The sequence below is a fragment of the Pararhizobium capsulatum DSM 1112 genome, assembly GCF_030814475.1.
Classification (GTDB): Bacteria; Pseudomonadota; Alphaproteobacteria; order Rhizobiales; family Rhizobiaceae; genus Pararhizobium; species Pararhizobium capsulatum.
Genome location: NZ_JAUSVF010000001.1, coordinates 3487860 through 3506209 on the forward strand (window position 1 = coordinate 3487860; position 18350 = coordinate 3506209).

At 59.2% G+C, this 18350-nt stretch carries 16 protein-coding genes; 3 read left to right on the forward strand and 13 right to left on the reverse strand.

Annotated elements, in window-relative coordinates; all coding sequences use genetic code 11:
- Positions 1 to 14: 14 nt before the first annotated feature.
- The 3 genes from QO002_RS16860 to QO002_RS16870 all read right to left on the reverse strand — a co-directional run bounded on the left by QO002_RS16860 (position 15) and on the right by QO002_RS16870 (position 4993).
- The gene (locus tag QO002_RS16860; RefSeq protein WP_307231716.1) at positions 15 to 2204 is read right to left on the reverse strand and encodes an anthranilate synthase; all 2190 of its coding nucleotides are present in this window, start codon (positions 2202 to 2204) and stop codon (positions 15 to 17) included.
- A gap of 302 nt (positions 2205 to 2506) precedes the next feature.
- Complete coding sequence (locus QO002_RS16865) at positions 2507 to 4732, reverse strand: TonB-dependent hemoglobin/transferrin/lactoferrin family receptor (protein WP_307231718.1); 2226 nt, start codon at positions 4730 to 4732, stop codon at positions 2507 to 2509.
- 12 nt (positions 4733 to 4744) lie between these two features.
- The gene (locus tag QO002_RS16870; protein WP_307231721.1) at positions 4745 to 4993 is read right to left on the reverse strand and encodes a hypothetical protein; all 249 of its coding nucleotides are present in this window, start codon (positions 4991 to 4993) and stop codon (positions 4745 to 4747) included.
- 22 nt (positions 4994 to 5015) lie between these two features.
- Between QO002_RS16870 and QO002_RS16875 the strand changes: the two genes are divergently transcribed.
- Entirely contained in the window at positions 5016 to 5873 is an 858-nt protein-coding gene (locus QO002_RS16875) for an extensin family protein (RefSeq protein WP_307231723.1), read from the forward strand.
- Positions 5874 to 5997: 124 nt separating this feature from the next.
- The gene (locus QO002_RS16880; protein WP_307231725.1) at positions 5998 to 6516 is read left to right on the forward strand and encodes a DUF1993 domain-containing protein; all 519 of its coding nucleotides are present in this window, start codon (positions 5998 to 6000) and stop codon (positions 6514 to 6516) included.
- Between the two features lie 73 nt (positions 6517 to 6589).
- Here QO002_RS16880 and QO002_RS16885 read toward each other — a convergent pair whose 3' ends face one another.
- The 10 genes from QO002_RS16885 to QO002_RS16930 all read right to left on the reverse strand — a co-directional run bounded on the left by QO002_RS16885 (position 6590) and on the right by QO002_RS16930 (position 16990).
- Positions 6590 to 8269, reverse strand: a complete 1680-nt coding sequence (locus QO002_RS16885; RefSeq protein WP_307231727.1) for a formate--tetrahydrofolate ligase — start codon at positions 8267 to 8269, stop codon at positions 6590 to 6592.
- A gap of 142 nt (positions 8270 to 8411) precedes the next feature.
- Positions 8412 to 9614 carry a DUF2333 family protein gene (locus tag QO002_RS16890; RefSeq protein ID WP_307231729.1) on the reverse strand — a complete coding sequence of 401 codons (1203 nt, stop codon included), beginning with the start codon at positions 9612 to 9614 and terminating at the stop codon, positions 8412 to 8414.
- Positions 9607 to 10908, reverse strand: coding sequence for a DUF6638 family protein (locus QO002_RS16895; protein WP_307231731.1), 1302 nt, complete (start codon positions 10906 to 10908; stop codon positions 9607 to 9609). The genes QO002_RS16890 and QO002_RS16895 overlap by 8 nt, the downstream gene beginning before the upstream one ends.
- 30 nt (positions 10909 to 10938) lie before the next feature.
- Positions 10939 to 11208: a type II toxin-antitoxin system RelE family toxin gene (locus tag QO002_RS16900; RefSeq protein ID WP_307231733.1), complete on the reverse strand. Its 270-nt coding sequence runs from the start codon at positions 11206 to 11208 to the stop codon at positions 10939 to 10941.
- Positions 11192 to 11425 carry a type II toxin-antitoxin system RelB family antitoxin gene (gene relB, locus QO002_RS16905; protein ID WP_307231736.1) on the reverse strand — a complete coding sequence of 78 codons (234 nt, stop codon included), beginning with the start codon at positions 11423 to 11425 and terminating at the stop codon, positions 11192 to 11194. The genes QO002_RS16900 and relB overlap by 17 nt, the downstream gene beginning before the upstream one ends.
- A gap of 76 nt (positions 11426 to 11501) precedes the next feature.
- Positions 11502 to 13412, reverse strand: a complete 1911-nt coding sequence (locus QO002_RS16910; RefSeq protein WP_307231737.1) for an AAA family ATPase — start codon at positions 13410 to 13412, stop codon at positions 11502 to 11504.
- Positions 13413 to 13416: 4 nt separating this feature from the next.
- Positions 13417 to 14565, reverse strand: a complete 1149-nt coding sequence (locus QO002_RS16915; RefSeq protein ID WP_307231739.1) for a hypothetical protein — start codon at positions 14563 to 14565, stop codon at positions 13417 to 13419.
- 187 nt (positions 14566 to 14752) lie between these two features.
- The gene (locus QO002_RS16920) at positions 14753 to 15841 is read right to left on the reverse strand and encodes a hypothetical protein (RefSeq protein ID WP_307231741.1); all 1089 of its coding nucleotides are present in this window, start codon (positions 15839 to 15841) and stop codon (positions 14753 to 14755) included.
- A gap of 119 nt (positions 15842 to 15960) precedes the next feature.
- On the reverse strand, positions 15961 to 16344 hold the full coding sequence (locus QO002_RS16925; protein ID WP_370878554.1) for a c-type cytochrome: 384 nt from the start codon (positions 16342 to 16344) through the stop codon (positions 15961 to 15963).
- A 64-nt stretch (positions 16345 to 16408) separates the two neighbouring features.
- Complete coding sequence (locus tag QO002_RS16930; protein WP_307231745.1) at positions 16409 to 16990, reverse strand: thymidine kinase; 582 nt, start codon at positions 16988 to 16990, stop codon at positions 16409 to 16411.
- 245 nt (positions 16991 to 17235) lie between these two features.
- On the opposite strand from QO002_RS16930, the gene QO002_RS16935 reads away from it, so the two are divergent.
- Positions 17236 to 18192 carry a choline ABC transporter substrate-binding protein gene (locus QO002_RS16935; RefSeq protein WP_307231748.1) on the forward strand — a complete coding sequence of 319 codons (957 nt, stop codon included), beginning with the start codon at positions 17236 to 17238 and terminating at the stop codon, positions 18190 to 18192.
- The last annotated feature ends 158 nt before the right edge of the window (positions 18193 to 18350 follow it).

The window sequence follows — 18350 nt, forward strand, 5'->3', positions numbered from 1 at the left end:
CGCGTCCGGAATGCTTAAGCAGCCTTGATCTTCGCCCGCTTGGCAAGATGGGCCACGACATTTTCGATCATGCGCATGCCGGCGTCTCCGCCGAGCGTCATAATCGATTCCGGATGGAATTGAACCGCCGCGACGGGTTCTTTCACATGTTCGATGCCCATGATTGTACCGTCATCGCTCTCGGCCGTGATCATGAAATCCCGCGGCAGGGTCGAAGGATCGGCAAAAATCGAGTGGTAGCGACCGACGGTGACTTCCTTGCCAAGACCCGAGAAGACGATACCCGGCTCCAGCACCCGGATGCGCGAAGGCTTACCGTGCATGGGGATGGCAAGCTGGCGCAAATCGCCGCCATAAGCTTCGGCCAGCGCCTGCAGTCCGAGGCAGACACCGAAGATCGGCAGGTTTCTCGCACGCGCCTTCTTGATCGTGGCCTTGCAATCGAAATCCTTCGGCATGCCCGGCCCGGGCGACAGCACGACGAGATCGGGCTTAAGCGTATCGAGCAGTTCCTCGGCAACAGGCGTGCGTACGGTCGTTACAGTCGCGCCCGTCTGGCGGAAGTAGTTGGCAAGCGTATGGACGAAACTGTCCTCGTGATCGACGAGCAGGATGTTGACGCCTGCGCCGACCGAGGCGACGTCGCGCCCTGCCTTGCCGCTGTTGGCCGATTTTGCATCACGGATGGCTGCGATCATGGCGGATGCCTTCAGTTCGGTTTCGGCCTCTTCCTCTTCCGGGTTGCTGTCGTTGAGCAGCGTCGCCCCCGCACGCACCTCGGCAATGCCGTCCTTGATGCGGATGGTGCGCAGCGTCAGGCCGGTGTTCATGTCGCCATTGAACCCGACCATGCCGATCGCGCCGCCATACCAGGCGCGCGGGCTCTTTTCATGGCTTTCGATGAAGCGCATCGCCCAGAGCTTTGGCGCACCGGTGACGGTGACGGCCCAGGCGTGGGAGAGGAAGCCGTCGAAGGCATCCATATCGTCGCGAAGGCGGCCTTCGATATGATCGACCGTGTGGATCAGGCGCGAATACATCTCGATCTGACGGCGGCCGATGACCTTGACGGAGCCCGGCTCGCAGACGCGGCTCTTGTCGTTGCGGTCGACGTCCGAGCACATGGTCAGCTCGGATTCGTCTTTCTTGGAGTTCAACAGCTTCAGAATCTGTTCGCTATCAGCGATCGGATCAGCACCGCGCTTGATCGTGCCAGAGATCGGGCAAGTCTCGATGCGGCGGCCGGAGACGCGCACGAACATCTCCGGCGAGGCGCCGACGAGATATTCCTGGTTTCCGAGATTGATGAAGAAGGAATAGGGCGACGGGTTGATCGCCTTCAGCCGGTTGGAAATTTCCGACGGCTTGCTGTCGCAGCGCTCGTAGAACTTCTGGCCCGGCACGACTTCAAACAGATCGCCACGGCGAAAGCTTTCCTTCGCCTTGGTCACCAGCTCGGCATATTCGCCGGGGCGATGGTCGCCATGCGGCGGGATGCTATCGACGGTGCGGAAAGCTTCCGGCACAATATCTCCGGCCTTGCCCTCGGTCGTCACGCCAGCCTTGGTGAAGTCATAGCGGTCGATCCAGGCCTTGGCCGAATAGTGATCGACCACAAGGATTTCGTCCGGCAGGAACAGCACCATGTCGCGCTGGTCATCGGGCCGTTTCAGCTTCAGCTCGATCGCGTCGAACTGGAAAGCAAGATCGTATCCGAAAGCGCCGTAAAGGCCGAGGCTGGAATCTTCCTGCGAATAGAACAGCGCGGTCACGGCACGAAGAACCGTGAAGACGGTCGGGATTTTCGAGCGCTCTTCCTCGGTAAAGACGCGATCCGGCATGTTGATCGTCAGGTCGATACGGCGGGTCGTGATCGAACCGATGGTGATATCGGCTACACCAGCGAGATGAGCGGAGATGATGTCGATCAGCGCTTCACCGCGCTCGTTATAGGCTTCGATCCAGAGTGCACGGCCGAAGGAGGAAATGGCAAGCGGCGGATCGACTATGGCGGTGTCCCAGCGGGTATAGCGGCCGGGATATTCGTAGTTGGACGAGAAGACCGCGCCGCGGCGCTCGTCGAGCCGATCGACATAGCTGGAGATCGCCTCCGCATAGGGAGCCTCGCGCCTGCGCCTGATAATGTCGATGCCGCCCTTGGTCGTATAGGTTTCCGCGCCATCGTTCAGAATTGTCGTCGCCATGTTCCACTCCGTTTCGGCCCGTTTTTCCCTGGAGCGGCCCGAATACAAAAAAGCCGCCTCGAAATCTCCGGGCGGCTTGTGCTCTCAATCACGCATGACTGGTCAAGGCCGCCTCAGCGAGCCCACCACCAGATCGAAAGGATGCGTGCCTGTGTCATGGCCGAAATTGTTAGCGCGGGATCAGGAAATGCGCAAGCGGGCCGCCGGAAATCGGCCCGGAAAAAAGCGTCGACCAGGTCATCCAGATGAAAAAGGCGACCTTTTCAGGCCGCCCTTTTCGCTGAAGCTCGGTTGAAGAGCTTCTAGAACCGCTGTGTGAGCGAAATCTTGAAGGTCCGACCCGGCTCGGAATAGTACTCCTTGCCCGGCACCGACGTCGCAAGGTTGACGTCACGCACGTTGATTGCGTCGTAGTAGGTCTTGTCGAAGACGTTGTAGATGCCAGCGCGCAAGGTCAGCCCTTCAGCTTGCTCGGGCTTCCACCAACCGGTCAGATCGACGATGCCGTAGCCTGCGGGCTTGAACGACGCGTCGCTCTTGCTCGGCACGGCCTTCGACGCAATCAGGGTCACGTCCGTGCCCCAGATTTCGGTGGCATAGCCTGCGCCCAGCACACCCTTCAACGGCGCAACGGAGCCGAGCTTGTCGTTCTCGGTCGTCGCATCGAGGTTCTTGCCATCGGCATAGGTCAACGAGCCGTTGATATGGAAACCGTTGTCAAAGCGCTTATAGCCGGAGAGTTCGACGCCGTAGATGCGGACACGATCGAGGTTGACAGTCTGGGTGATGCCCATCGGATAGCTCGGATCAAAGCCGGGCACCGCGACCGTATCGATGAAGTTGCGATACCGGTTGTAGAAGGTGGTAACGCGACCACCAAAGTCTTCGTCGCCGAGCTTCGCGCCCACTTCAAAGGCGTTGCTGGTTTCCGGCTTCAGGTTTTCATTGCCAAGACGGAGATAGGTACCCGGTGCACCGTAATCGAGGTAGAGCTCGTTGGCGGTCGGCGAACGGAACGCCATCGCCCACTGGGCAAACAGCTCGACATCTTCCGCCGCCTGATATTTTGCCAGCAACTTCGGGGAGAAAGCATCATCGCTCTGTCCCGGAGGCATGCCGTCATAGTTCGGATTTTCGGTATATGCCGCCGTTTCCTCGGGGGATTGATCGTACCAGTCATAGCGTAGGCCGGGCGTCAGCGAGAAGCCGGAAGAACCGAATGCAATCTCGTCTTCTAGATAAAGGCCAAGCTTCCTGGAGTCGACATCTGGCATGTCGGCCTGGTTGGTGTGGAGGAAGTTGCAGGGGTCGAACGGGCCGGACGGCACCGGTGCGCAGCTATCCTTGCCCGAAGAATATTGCGTGGTCTTGCCGATCGTGAAATCGCCGCCGGCGCGCAAGGTGTGGCTGAAGGCGCCGCTTTCGATTTCCTTCTCGATGTAACCCGCACCGCCGAAGGAACGATTTTCCACTTCGCTCAGACGGGAATAGTCCCCGATAACCGAGGTGTAGCGATATCCGTCCTTGCCGCTATCGCGGGTCAGGTCCTGCCAGTAGATGACGGCATTGGCGTTGTCGAACAGGGCATCATCATCGACGGCCTCGAACTCGTAGTTCAAGGAGATGCGATCGCGCTGCACATCGTCAAGTCCATCCCAGTCGCCCGGACGATAATTTCCGCCGACCGACTGTTCGGTGCGCAGATCGACGTCCTTGTTGCGGTCGAAGCGCTCGCCGGTCAGCGTGAAGGTGTGGCCGGTTTCGGTATACTGCTTGACCTTCACGAGGAAATTGTTCTGGTCGAAATCGGCCGGGTTTGCTTCCGTGCGGCCAGCACCATAGGCGTCGTTGTCGCCGTTCGTCTCCGTCTCGTGACCCTTCTTGTAGCCGCCTTGAAACAGGACTGCGGTGTTGTCAAAACGGGTGGCGACGGCAGCCGTCGTGCTCCAGCTGCGATCCTCGCTGTCATAGGCGAACTTGAAAATGCCGCCCCAGCTCTTGTCATCGCCGATCAGGTCTTCCGGCTGAAGGGTATTCAGCACCACGGCACCGCCGAGAGCACCATCGCCGGCGCGGCTCGAATCGGCACCACGCACGATGTCGACGGAGGAAAGCTCGTTGAAATCGAAGCTATCGATGCCGCCATCTGCGTCACGTGCGCCGTCGTCCAGATAGGGGATCGGGATACCGTCGATTGTAGTCTGGACACGCGGCCCCTCCAGACCACGGATATTGACGCTGCCATTGGTGCGGTTGAAGTTGACGCCCGGCTCAAGACTGCGGCCAAGATCGGTAAAGCTCGAAATCTGCTCGTCGTCTATCTGCTCTGCCGTGGTTTCAGCGGCGAGCGGCGTGTTGGCAACGCCCTTCTTCGGCGCCTTGACAGTGATCTTCTTCAGAACCGTGACACGATCCGTCTTTTCGGACGGATCGCTGGCATCCTGTGTGTAAGCGAGATGCGGGGCAGAAACGAGGGTGAGAAACGCCGCACAGGCCAGAAGACGAGCGCAGTGATGCCGGGTGTGCATATACCAATCCTTTTACGATGAACCGGGCTGGCTGCCGAGGCAATGTGCTCGAGGGGCTGGCTGGGCGATGTGACGTTTGTCACGGCGGAAAGTCATCCGCCTTCCTTTCGCCACATAAAAAACATGACTATTGTTGTCAACATATAACTGCGATTTTTGACTACGTTCCCCAACCGCTTTATTTTGCGGCGAAATATTTTCTCGCTGAGATCGAATGAAACCCAGCGCCACCTCCATGCGTTGAGCTTTCCCGTCGGCCATAAAGGCCACCAGGAGTGTCTCAATGTCCTTTCGGATCGCCGCAATCGTCCTGTTCGCCACCCTTCTCAGTGCAGCCAGTCTTCCCAAGGAAGGCCCAACACCTGAAAAGCGGCCCGAAACGGAACAGACGGCCCCCGCCGCGCAAAGTGAAAGTGAAACCGCGACCCCCATCCCCCGGCCCCCCGGAAAGGATGGTGACGTGAAAGGCCACGAGCAAAACAAACCTCCACAGGCGGATGATGCAAAGGCCTCGGACGAGAGCAAGAAAACGGATGAGGTCGGTGAGAAACCCGCCCCGCCCCCGCCGATCATGGCCGAAAGTGATCAGGACCACGCCGCCTGCATGGCCGAGCTGAAGGCAATCGGGGCAGAGTTCGAACCCGTCGATCGTATCGATGATGGCTCTGGGTGCGGCATCGACAAGCCCATCAAACTGACGACGGTTCTACCTGGCGTCGTGCTGAAGCCAGAAGGCACGATGCGTTGCGAAACGGCACTCGAACTGGCCCGCTGGACGAAGGAAGCGGTTTTTCCCGCGGCAAAAGCAGCGCTCGAAAGCGATGGCCAATTGACGACTATCAACCAGGCTTCGAGCTACATCTGCCGGCTGCGCAACAACGCCAAGACCGGCAAGATTTCCGAGCATGCCCGGGGCAATGCCATCGACATCGCCTCCTTCACCTTTAAGAGTGGAAAGACCATCGCGATTGAACCGCGCGACGAGGATTCGACGCTTTCAGGCGCTTTCCAGCGAGCCGTTACCGCGTCCGGCTGTCTCTATTTCGAAACCGTTCTCGATCCCGGCAGCGACGAAGCACATGAAAACCATCTGCATTTCGATGTACTGCAGCGCCGCGGCGGATATCGCTATTGCCGATAAGGAGCGATAGGGTGCTGCAGTTTCGAGAATCCGGCGGCGTTTGTTTTTAACCGCTTGTGGATTGGTCGGCCGCACCCCATCTGCTCAGCGCGGCATAGGCCGTGTCTCACAAGGATTTTTCCGAATGTCCGTCTCCACCTATTCCCTGTCGATCCCGGTTTTTCTGCGCGGCCTCGCCGTGCTTTCGGCCATCCTCGCCAAAGCGAAGATCCATGCCACTGAAAACGCAATCCCGCTCGAAACGCTTTTCAACGCGCGCCTTGCGCCAGATATGCTCACGCTTGCGGGCCAGATCCAGCGCGTCAGCGATACGTCGAAAAATGCCGTCGGCCGGCTGACGACAATCACCGCAGCCGGCTTTCCCGACACAGAACAGAGTTTTGAAGAGCTGGAGGAGCGGGTCCACAAAACGATCGCCTTCCTGGAAACCGTGACGCCTCAGGATATGGAAGGCAGCGGTGAACGTGAAGTAGCGATCAACCTCGGCAAGCTGAAATACACCTTCACCGGTACCGAATACCTGCTGACCTTCGCGATCCCGAACTTCTTCTTTCACCTCACGACGGCCTACGACATCCTGCGCAACCAGGGCGTTCCGGTTGGCAAGATTGACTATCTTGGCACATCTCAGGCGGCCGCCTGAGACTGACCTCCGTTCACGTCGGGGCGAGCTGAAAACGGTATTGAAGGCGACATGGGCTGAATGATTGCCGGTATCAAAACAGCCCTTCGATAAAGCCGTCGTCGTTGAGGAAAATCCTCTCCGACGATGGCACACTTGGCAGCCCGGGCATGGTCATGATCTCACCGGTGATAACGACCACGAAACCGGCGCCGGCCGAAAGCCGAACCTCGCGCACCGGGACCGTATGCCCCGTGGGAGCGCCGCGCAGATTGGGGTCGGTCGAGAAGGAATACTGGGTCTTTGCTATGCAGACCGGCAGGTTGCCATAGCCCTGCGCCTCCCATGCATGGAGCTGGTCACGCACCTGCTTGTCGGCGATCACCTCACCTGCATGGTAAATCTCGGTGGCAATCGTCTCGATCTTCTGGAACAGCGGCATGTCATCGGGATAGAGCGGTGAAAACTGCGCATGGCCGCCTTCCGCCAGCTCCACGACCTTGTGCGCCAGATCCTCGATCCCGCCCGACCCTTGCGCCCAATGGCGGCAGAGCACGGCTTCGGCGCCCAGTGTCGCGACATAATCCTTCACCGCCTGGATTTCCGCTTGAGTATCGGTTGCGAAGTGATTGATGGCGACGATGGCCGGCACGCCGAATTTCTTGACGTTCAGCACATGGCGGCCGAGATTGGCGCACCCCTTGCGCACAGCCTCGACATTTTCGCTCCCGAGATCCTCCTTCTTCACGCCGCCGTTCATCTTCATGGCACGAACCGTAGCGACCACGACCGCGACGTCGGGCTTCAACCCGGCTTTGCGGCATTTGATGTCGAAAAATTTCTCCGCCCCGAGATCGGCGCCGAATCCGGCTTCCGTCACCACATAGTCGGCAAGCTTGAGCGCCGTCGTCGTCGCCATTACCGAATTGCAGCCGTGAGCGATATTGGCAAAGGGACCGCCGTGAACGAAGGCGGGATTGTTTTCGAGCGTCTGGACAAGATTCGGCTGCAGCGCATCCTTCAAAAGCACAGCCATCGCACCATCAGCTTTGAGGTCGCGTGCGAAGACCGGTGTCCTGTCGCGGCGATAGCCGACGATGATGTTGCCTAGGCGAGCTTCGAGGTCCTTCAGGTCCCGTGAGAGACAGAGAATGGCCATGACCTCGGAGGCGACGGTGATGTCGAAACCCGTCTCGCGGGGGAAACCGTTGGCGACACCGCCGAGCGAGCCGACGATGTGGCGCAGCGCCCGGTCGTTCATGTCCATTACCCGCCGCCATGCGATGCGACGGACGTCTATGCCCTCTGCATTGCCCCAGTAGATGTGGTTGTCGATAAGGGCGGCCAGCAGATTGTGCGCCGAGGTAATTGCGTGAAAATCGCCGGTGAAATGAAGATTGATGTCTTCCATCGGCACGACTTGCGAATAACCACCGCCGGCAGCTCCGCCCTTCACACCGAAACACGGACCGAGCGAGGCTTCACGAATGCAGACCACCGCCTTTTTACCGATCCGGTTCAATCCGTCACCGAGCCCGACCGTGGTCGTCGTCTTGCCCTCGCCGGCCGGTGTCGGGTTTATAGCGGTCACAAGGATCAGCCGGCCATTCTTCTTCTCCCTTTGGCGAGCGATGAAGCCGGCGCTGACCTTCGCCTTGTCGTGGCCGTAGGGAACGAGATCTTCCGGCGGTATGCCGAGCCGCGCACCGATCTCGTAGATCGGCTTCTTGATGGCAGTGCGCGCAATTTCAATGTCCGACTTGACCTCGCCCATATGGTGTCTCCCCCGATGCACCTTGTTATGGCGACATAAAATCGCGAAAGGCGGCGCAACGCCAGCCTTTGTTTCAACGGCGTACAAAACCCGCCAACAGCTTTCACCGATGGCGGGGCAGGAGTGTCGTCCGAAGGAAAAATCAGCGAGCGAGAACGTCGCGCATTTCCACGAGGTTGGAGCGGACCCGCAGAATATAGAAGCCCATCGTCGCCAGATGCGTCGGCATGATCCAGCCATCCTCACGCCCGTTGGAGATGATCGCGGGCTGGATGCGCAAAGCCGCACGCAGTTGCTTGATGCTCTCTGTCCAGATCGGGTCTAGTCCACGCTGTGTGATAACAGCCTGGAAATCCGCACCAGCCGCCGCCATCACGCCGTAGTAGCCGTAAAGCTGGCCGTAGGCGAACCAGAACCGATCGTCCGCGCGCGTATCGAACCATCCGCCATTATGGTTTTCAGAGCGCTCGCGGATCATCGCTGACGTGTTGCCGAGATCGTTGGCGATACGATCGAGGAACTCGATCAGGTTGTCGGAGCGGCCGTCAAAGGTCGCTTCGCATTTGATGAGGCTTTCATTGAAGGCCTGAAGATCGCGCATGGCGCTGCGATAGAAGCTCGGCGTCGGCGTCTTCGGGCCGAAGGGGTCGAGCCCGAAATACCAGGCGGTTTCGTCGAACTGCATGTTGGAACGGGCGCGCTGCAGGTTGTTGTTGATGCCTGAGGTGCCGCGGACGCGACCGAGGGAGTCGACCAGTTCCACCGTTGTACGCCGGATCGCCTGGTTCACACCGCGCTGGAACGAAGCCTTGTTATCGAGCCAGGGCGTATCGTCCCAATCCATCCCGAACAGCCCAGTCTTGTAGAGCAGCATCGAGGAAATCCAGGCATTCTGATTGACATTGAAGTCGATGAGATCGGCGGAAACATCGACGATTGCCGAGCGTTCGCAGGTGCTTCCCGGAGCCGGTGCAGGGGCCGTTGCCAGTTCGGCTGTGCTTGCGTCGGGGGCAGTCGTGGTGTTCGCATTCGCGGTCGTTGCCGCCCCGCCCGACACGGGCTTGGTTGGCAATCCTGCGTCATTCTTGCGTGCCGCGAAATTATACCGGTCGACATAATCGGGATTGAAATTCGTCCATGCCTGGGTCTGCCAGATGAAATAGCCATAAAGGCCGAACAGGGCGATCAGGAAGATTCCGATCGGTCCCTTGATGATCCAGGCGCGGGAGCGGTACCACGTGGCGATTGCCACGAAAGGGGTCAGTATCCAGGAAATCGCCAATCCGATGCCGCGGCCGATGGCCGCAAAAACACGCTGGAAGAACGTGACGATCGGATCAAGCATTGGCGGTATCCTCCTTGAGCCCGTAAAGGCGTCTGCGAAATGCAGTCTTGTCCTTCAGATATGCACCTGTCAGCGTCGCCACAACATATTCGCGGAATTTTTCGCTGTAGCGTTCATAGGCTGCGTAAAAACCCTGCTTGTCGAAGACGAAGCGGGAAACGAAATCATCCGGCGTCAGCTGAGATATCAGCCGGTTGACCAGCCACTGATCGGGATGTTCGGGCGCTGCCCGCACCAGCTGGAACCGTTGCGCTGGCGGTACGTCCTGCATCTTGATGACGCCTGTTGCCATGACCGTGCGGATGGCATTCTGCAAGAACGGATAAATCCCGTTCTTCGCCACAGTGGCGGCATTGCGATGCATCCAAGTCTGCAGCCAGATGGCATCGATCGCATTCTGATCGACGGTCGGCTCCGTCTCATTGACCAGCGCACGGATCACCATGTCGGCGCGGTGCTGGTAGAGGCCCGATGTCTCCACCCAGGATGCCTGCGGCAATTGCAGCCGGTTTGTCGAAGCGAGGAAATCGAAGATGCGCTGGTGATCAGACAGGCCGATGTAACTTACCTGCCACGGCCGCGAACGACGGAAACCTGGAACGGATGGATCGCAGATCACCGTCGTCGTCTTGTCATCGAGGAAAATGTAGACGCCGCCGAAATGATTGGCCCAGAAGGCATCATGCCGGAAGACGAGCTTGTCGGGTACGAGAGCGTTTTCCCGGATATCGCCGGTCAGCTTCGCCAGTTCCACCATGCGGTTCAGCAGCGTGTCATCCGCCCATGCAGTCGGCACGGTTTTCAGACGATCGACGAGCGAGCGAAGCTCACCGGCCTTGCCCAGCATGTCCTCCGCGGAAAGAACCCGGAATCGGACCTCGTTGATCGACAGCAAGTCGTCGATATCGGTGACCACCGAAACGCTGTCTTCGATCTCCCCGTAAAGCGCATCGCGGATCGTCACCGCATTGATCGCGCGGGCATTGGCGGCGAAAAACTCGTGCATCAGGGCGGCAGTGTTGGAAAAGCTGGTGTGGACAACCGGCAGCTCTTCCTGCGCGGGTGTCATGATGATGAAACGGCGGTTGACGCGGTTCGGATCGAGATAGTCCCGGTCGCCGAGTTCATCGGCAATTTCGGGGGAGAAGCCGGTCATGTCGATCTGGAACGACGAAAGCCCCGTCGGGCGTAGTCCGAACCCGGCCAGCGCCTTGTTGTAGCGCGCGATCAGGTGTGGCTCCGAGATATCGAGCAGCCGGCCATAGATCAATTCGGCTTCGAGGAGGCGTTTCATGCTGTGCGGACGGACCTTGGCGAGAGTTCGTTATCTGTAGACGTCACGTCGATGCCCGATCTCGACAACGAGAATGACCAGACGCTGATCCTGAAGCCTGCAGAGGATTCGAAAGTCTCCGACCCGATAACGCCAGAGATCTCCAAGTTTCGAGCCCTGCAACGCCTGACCCAGTTGCCGGGGATTATCCATCGCCAGCACCCGGCGATACAAAAAGTCGACGATGCGTTGGGCGTCGGAAGAGCTTACTTTCTTCAGGCTCCTTTCGGCGACATCGGAGATTTCAATCGTCCAGGCCAAGTTCTCTCATGACCTCCTTGAAAGGACGGGTGCTGACCTCACCGCGTTCAATGCGCTCAACCACGCTTTCCGCAAGATAGATATCCTCCAGATCCTCGAGATGCTCCTCAATCGCCTGCCGGATATAATATGTCGCCGTGCGACCGGTGCGGGCGGCAAGGGCCTGCAGCCGTTCATAAGTCTCGTCAGGAAGACGAACTGCCGTTTGCTTGGCCATGACCAACTCCCCTGGGATACGCGTATCCCACATTATCATAACCATGACGCGACTTCCACTTGAAGGAATCAAACGTCTACCACCGCCCGTCCCTCTTCATTTCCTCGATCTCCCGCACCGCCCTTTCCCGCTGGCGTTCGCGGCGGATGATGTCGTTGACGGCGGCATCGTCGGATTTGTCGGTGTAGCGGAATTCGCTGTCGGCGTAGCGGTTGATCTCCTGCAGCACCATGGGCAGCGTCACGGGGCCGCGCAGTTCCTCGATCATCGCCTTCTTCTCGTCGTAGGGCCTGTGCATGAAGCTTGCGGCGTCCCTGAACCAGTCGTCCGGCAGTTCGACATCCATCGCCCGCATCTTGATCGCGTCCGTGATGTTCTTGATGGCGCGGCCGGTGAAGCGCGGTTCGGCAAGCTTGATCTCGTGCAGATAGGCACCAACATCGGCGAGCGTCGTGATCGCGCCCCTCGCCTTTTCGAAATGCTCCCAGACGGCCACCAGCCCCTCCTCCTTCGGCCGGGAATGGGCCTCGTAGGATTGCGATACGGCCTTCTTTATTTCCTGCCCAGCAAAGAGCGCATGCTCACCGAGCGGGATCTTGTGGTTCTTGCCGACCAGCATGGCGAAGATGTCGATGTAATCGGCCTCCGTCTGCGGCCCATCGACCAGCCAGCGGGCCCCCGCGCGCTGGCGCAGCGCATCGTCGACATTCTCCGGGTAGTTGGAAAACATACCGAAGGTGCAATTGCCGCGCACGACGGTCGAGGCCCCGGCAAAACTTTCCATCAACACCGCCGTCACCTCATGCTGGCCGGCGGAAGCGCGGTCATCAGAGCGCTTGGCCGCGACCTGATCGACGTCATCGATCGTGCCAAACCCAATGGCGCGCGGGTGGATGACGTTGTTGACGAATTCCTTGCAGTTCTGGCCCGACTTGCCCTGGTAGGAGGAAATCTGGTCGACGCCGAAATTCTCGTAATGGAAGGCGTAACCGGCGACTTCGCAGTAATCGTTGAGCATACCGGCCAGCATCTGGATCAGGATAGTCTTGCCGGTGCCCGGCATGCCGTCGCCGATGAAGGTGAAGAGGAAACCACCGAGCTCGACGAAGGGATTCATCTGCCGGTCGAAATCATAGGCCATCAGCATCTTGGCAAGCTTCAGCGCCTGATACTTGGCGATGTGGTTGCCGATGATCTCTTCCGGCTTCTTGAAGGTCATCACCAGCGGCTTGCGCTTGGCGCCGGGGGCGACATCGAAGCCATTCAGCGTGAAATCATCCTGATCAAGCCGAATATGCGCGTTTTCGAAGGCGGCAAGTCCTGTAAAGCGCGCCTTACGGCCAATCAGTCCCTCGATCGCCACACGGGCGAAAGCCCGCGCCCGGCTGGTCAGCGCCGGATCGTCAGGCGCGCCGGCAATCGTCTTGTCGAGCGCCGAGATCATCGACTTCAGCGCATCCTGTGGCGTGTCGAAGAGGAAATCGGGCTCTGCGCCATCCTCGACCGGCTCGCCTTCACCCGTCAGTGTGGAAGACAGATAGGCCGCGAAGGTGAAGGCGGCGACATAGGCCGAGGCCGAAAGCAGCGCCTTGAAGCGGCCCGCCTCCTCACCGGCAAGCGGCGCGGACGCGTTGCGCGATTGCAGGCTTTCGAGGTCGGTCTGGCGGGCAAAGACATCGGCAACCGCAAGCGCCACCTGCGAAGCGCGCCTTGCGCGATAGAGCAACGCATGCTGGGCGAGCGACATCAGCGGGTCGCCCGTATGCACGCTCTGTATCGTCTTGATCAGCTCCACGTCGCGCGTGCGGCGCTGGCCACCGGTCGAAACCGTCGAGACGAAACGCCTTCCCGTGCCGGCAAGCGGTGTCGATGAGGCTGGATCATCCGCTTCGAGAATGATCCGCCGGGTCACCAGCCCCTGCGCCACGGCCTGGTGCCTGGCGATATCGTCCTCATGCAATGTCGTCAGGCCGGTATTCAGGCTCATGGGGTCACACCTCGCTTACCACCTGGTTTCCGGAAATCACATGCACCTTGTAGTCGCCGAAGATCGCGGCGACATCGCCGGCAGCATAAAGCGCCTGATAGGCCTCGTGCGGCACCAGTGCATGCTTCTCGAAGGAACTGACCCCCATGCGCGTCGCTTCGAGATTGTCCGTATCGATATGGAATTCCTCGGAGGCCGGTGTCGAGGACCAAAAGCCGCGCTGGGCAGGACGTTCTGCCTTGGAGAAGACCTCCTGCACTGTCCAGGTCAGTAGCCAGGCATTCTCCAGCTTGCGCACCTTGGAGAGGATGTCGTTGATGCGCGCATTGTTCTCGGTGATCCCGGCCGAATAGAAAGGCCCGAGCACGATGCGGCGCAACTGCTTGGGATGCAGCTCCTCGAAATCCTTGTCGAGATTGGTGGCGATCGTCACCGGCGACAGGGAATAAGCGCTGTTCTTCAGCGTAAAATCATCGAAACGGCTGGCGAGTTCCGGATTGAGCAACCCACCGATCGGCAGCGGGATATCCTGGTCCGGGTTTAGCTTGCCATCGGGCGTCACCAGCAGATTGACGATCTTCTCGGACGAATCCTCGATCGTTGACATGTAGATCATCGGCAGCGTGCTGGTGCCGTCGAAGGCACCCCAGCACACCACGTAGTACGGCCGCATGGTCTTCGGATTGACGGCAACTCTTATCGTCTCGGGCAGGATGAAGGGCGAGAAAATGTCGCCCTTGCCGATCTGCTCCAGATAGAGCCGCTCGGCCATGCGCGCCTGAAGGTCGGTTGGAAACACCTTTTGCCGCAGAATGAAATCGGCCATTTCTGCGCGAAGCGCATCGGCAACGGGAATGCTGGCCAGCCGCTTCTCGGCCGTCTGCCGGTCGTTTTCGAGTTCCAGCACATTCTGGAACACCGGAAAGCCGCTTTCAGCGCGGGAAATGCGAAACTGGTCGATAAAGCCGACACGGTTTTCCCAGCAGGAGAAAGAGGATTTCAGCCGTGCGAGATAGGGAACGACGACTTCGCCGACCACGGAATTGCGGTAAAGCGGCGAATTGCGGTCGGCGAGGAAGATTTCCAGCCCGGCAAGGGCGGCGTGGATGGAGCCGAAATATTGGCCGACGGGGCCTTCGAGGGCGGCGTTCATGGGTGGTCAACCTTGCGGTGATGAGTGCGGGTTCGCCCCTCATCCGGCCTGTCGGCCACCTTCTCCCCGCTGGCGGGGAGAAGGGACAAGCGGCAAACTCCGTGGTGCCCTCTCCCCGCAGGCGGGGAGAGGGCTAGGGTTTGGGGCAATCCTGTGAACGAAGACGCACCGCGCATGGCTGCAAGCATCACGACTTCACGTAATTCGCAGCATTGTGCTTATCCATCACCGTCTGGAACCGCCGGGCAAAGGCATCATCCGCAAGTTTCTTCCGCCGCTGGATGTCCTGAGTCGAGAGCATGTTCTTCTCGTGCATCTCCAGGAGATCACCGATATGGCGCTGGGCAGCGGAACCGATGCCGGCCATGGTTTCCTCAGCCGCCGTATCCACTTGACTGCCGAGCGTGTTGATCTTGTGGGCGACATCCTGCTGGGCTGCTGTCTTCAGCGAATCTTCCAGCGCCTTGTAGAGCACGATGCGCTGCTCGGTATCGATCGTCAGCTTGTTGATCAGCGTGTTCTGGGCGGCGATCTGGTTGTTGAGCGAATCGACGAAGGTCTGGAACATCGAGGTGTAACGCTCGTAGGTCTGGCTTTCGGCCAGCAATTCCTGCTCCTTGGCCTGCTTCTCGTTATATTCCGTCGCCAGCACAGAGCGCTCGCCTTCGAGCTGGGTCCGCGAAATCTGGTCGGTGGAAGCCGCGATGCGGTTTTCGATATCCATCAACATCGGGTTCAGCTCCTCGATGCGCTTTTGCACCTCCTGCAGCTTGGCAATCGTACCCTTGCGCCGCTCGATCACCTGGATAAGGCTCGCCTCCGACGTCTTGTAGCGCTGGTCGAGGACGGATTTCTGCTCTTTCAGAATGCCGACGATAGTGTCGGACTTGGACAGCAGCTCCTGCAGGTTGCCGGCCAGAGACATGTTGCGGACGCGATCGGTGCGCATGCGCTGGGCGCTCTGCTTGGAGAAGATGCCGATGAATTTCTCATAGCCGGTGAAGGTCTTCATGCTCTCGAATTCGGCGCCGAAAACATTGGTCGCATCCTCAAGCCCGATGATCAGATCGGCGATATTGCCTTCCATCACCTTCTGCTGGCGGATTACGTCGTCGATGCGGGCATTCTCGATGTCGAAATTGGCATCGCCGAGCTTGGTGTCGGCCTTGGCGAACTGGTCGAGCACGACGGCCGACTGGTCCATCTTGCCACGCATCTCCTGAACGATTCCGCGGGTCTTTTCGATCTCGCTTTCAAAATTCTGAAGTGTCGCCATCGGATTTTCCCCCTGTTTGCCGATCATGACGCATCGCGTCGCCGGATTATTCGAAGCCGGACCGGATTATATAATGGTCCCCGCACTTTGAAGCACAAGGGTTGCAGGCGGGATTATTGCTATTTTGGCGCGGCGACCGATTTCAGATAGGCAACGACATTGGCGATATCGTTGGGTTTCTTCAGACCTGCAAAGGTCATTTTCGTCCCCGGCACCATCGCCTTGGGGCTCAGAAGATATTCCGAGATCCGCGCCTCGTCCCAGACTTTCCCATCGGCGCCGAACTCGGTCATGGCCGAGGAGTAGCTGTAGTTTGGCACTGTCGCGACCGGACGACCGATGACGCCGAGAAGGCTCGGGCCGACCCGGTTGGTGGGTTCGGTTGCGGTGTGGCAGGCACCGCATTTGCGGAATACGGCGGCCCCGGCTTCGGCATCGCCGGCGGCCTGGGCAGCGACGGCGGAAAGACAGAGACAGAGGATGGAGAAAAACAGACGCGGCATCATGACAACCCCGGAAAGGCAGAAAGCGCCACCATGGCACGAAGCGCCGCCTTCGCGAAAGCCGTCAAACCTCGTTCATCAGGTCGTCCCAATGCCGGCGGCAATAGGAAACATACTTCTCGTTGCCGCCCACCTCGATCTGCGCACCCTCGCGAATGACCCGCCCTTCGGCATCAAGCCGTACCACCATCGTCGCCTTGCGACCGCAATGGCAGATGGTGCGCACTTCACGCAGCTCGTCGGCGATGGCCAGCAATGCCATTGAGCCGGGAAAAAGCTTGCCCTGAAAATCGGTCCGCAGACCATAGGCCATGACCGGAATGCCGATCCGATCGGCAACACGCGCCAGCTGCCAGACCTGTTCTTCCGCCAGGAACTGCGCCTCGTCGACGAAGACGCAGGCGATCTTTTCCTCGTCGTGAAGCCGCTCGATCATCGCATAGAGATCGTCCCCGTGAGCGAAAGCCGTCGCATCGGCACTCAACCCGATGCGCGACGATATCCGGCCCTTTCCGGCGCGATCGTCGAAGGCCGCGATCAGCACCAGCGCGCGCATGCCGCGTTCCTGATAGTTGTAGGAAGCCTGCAGCAGCAGGGTGGATTTCCCTGCATTCATCGTGGCGTAGCTGAAATAGAGTTTGGCCATGGCTTTCTGTCCTCGTATGCTCATCCCGTTCATGAACAGACAGGGCGGGGAACACTAGAGCGCCGATCACGAAAACCACAGAAAATCGATCGATCACGGCACTCCATCAGCATTGCGACATATGACGTCGCTTTGGGCGGGCGTGTCCGGCGATTGTCCCAATACACTCCACGCAACACCAGGGCGCTTGAAAAGGCGAAAAATTGGTGATTGGCTAAAGTCATAAATGACAGGGGAACGACAAAATGAACCACGCATTCTCATTGAAATTCATAGCTGCCGCAACTGTTTCGCTTATCGCACTCGGTGGTTCCTCGGCCTTTGCCGCCGAACCGGAAAACTGTGGCACCGTGCGCTTCTCCGACGTCGGCTGGACCGACATCACCGCAACGACGGCAACCGTCAGCACCGTTCTGAAGGGCCTCGGCTACCAGACGGAAACGACCGTTCTTTCCGTGCCTGTCACCTACCAGTCGCTGAAGAACAAGGACATTGACGTCTTCCTCGGCAACTGGATGCCGACCCAGGAAAATGACGTTCGCCCGTTCCTCGATGACAAGTCGGTCGAATCCTTCGGCCCGAACCTCGAGGGCGCCAAATACACGCTCGCGACCAATACCAAGGGCGCCCAACTTGGCATCAAGGATTTCAAGGACATTGCCGCGCACAAGGATGATCTGGGCGGCAAGATCTATGGCATCGAGCCGGGCAATGACGGTAACCGCCTGATCATGGACATGGTCGACAAGAACACCTTCGACCTTACCGGTTTCGAAGTGGTCGAATCCTCCGAACAGGGCATGCTCGCCGAAGTCGCGCGCGCCGAAAAGGATGGTGGACCGATCGTTTTCCTCGGCTGGGAACCCCACCCGATGAACGCCAATTTCAAGCTCACCTATCTTTCGGGCGGCGATGACATCTTCGGGCCGAACTTCGGCGGAGCGTCGGTGTTCACCAACGTGCGCGCGGGCTACATCACGGAGTGCCCGAATGTCGGCAAGCTGCTGACAAACCTCAAGTTCTCGCTCCAGATGGAAAACGAGATCATGGGCAAGATCTTGAACGAGAGCAAGGACCCGGAAGCTGCAGCCACCGAGTGGCTGAAAGCCAACCCAACCGCTGTCGATCCCTGGCTTGCAGGCGTAACCACCAAGGACGGCGCCGACGCCGCGAGCGCAGTCAAGACCGCACTCGGCCTCTGAATAAAATTTGTGCCCGCCTCTAAAAAGGCCGGCCTGACGATCGCAAACGTACTCATGCGGGCGGCATATCCGCCCGCATCCCGACGCGCATCGCATCCCATGTCTGCAGTCCTGTCATTGAGGATTTCGCCTGTAGATGCCCCATCAACTTTGAAATC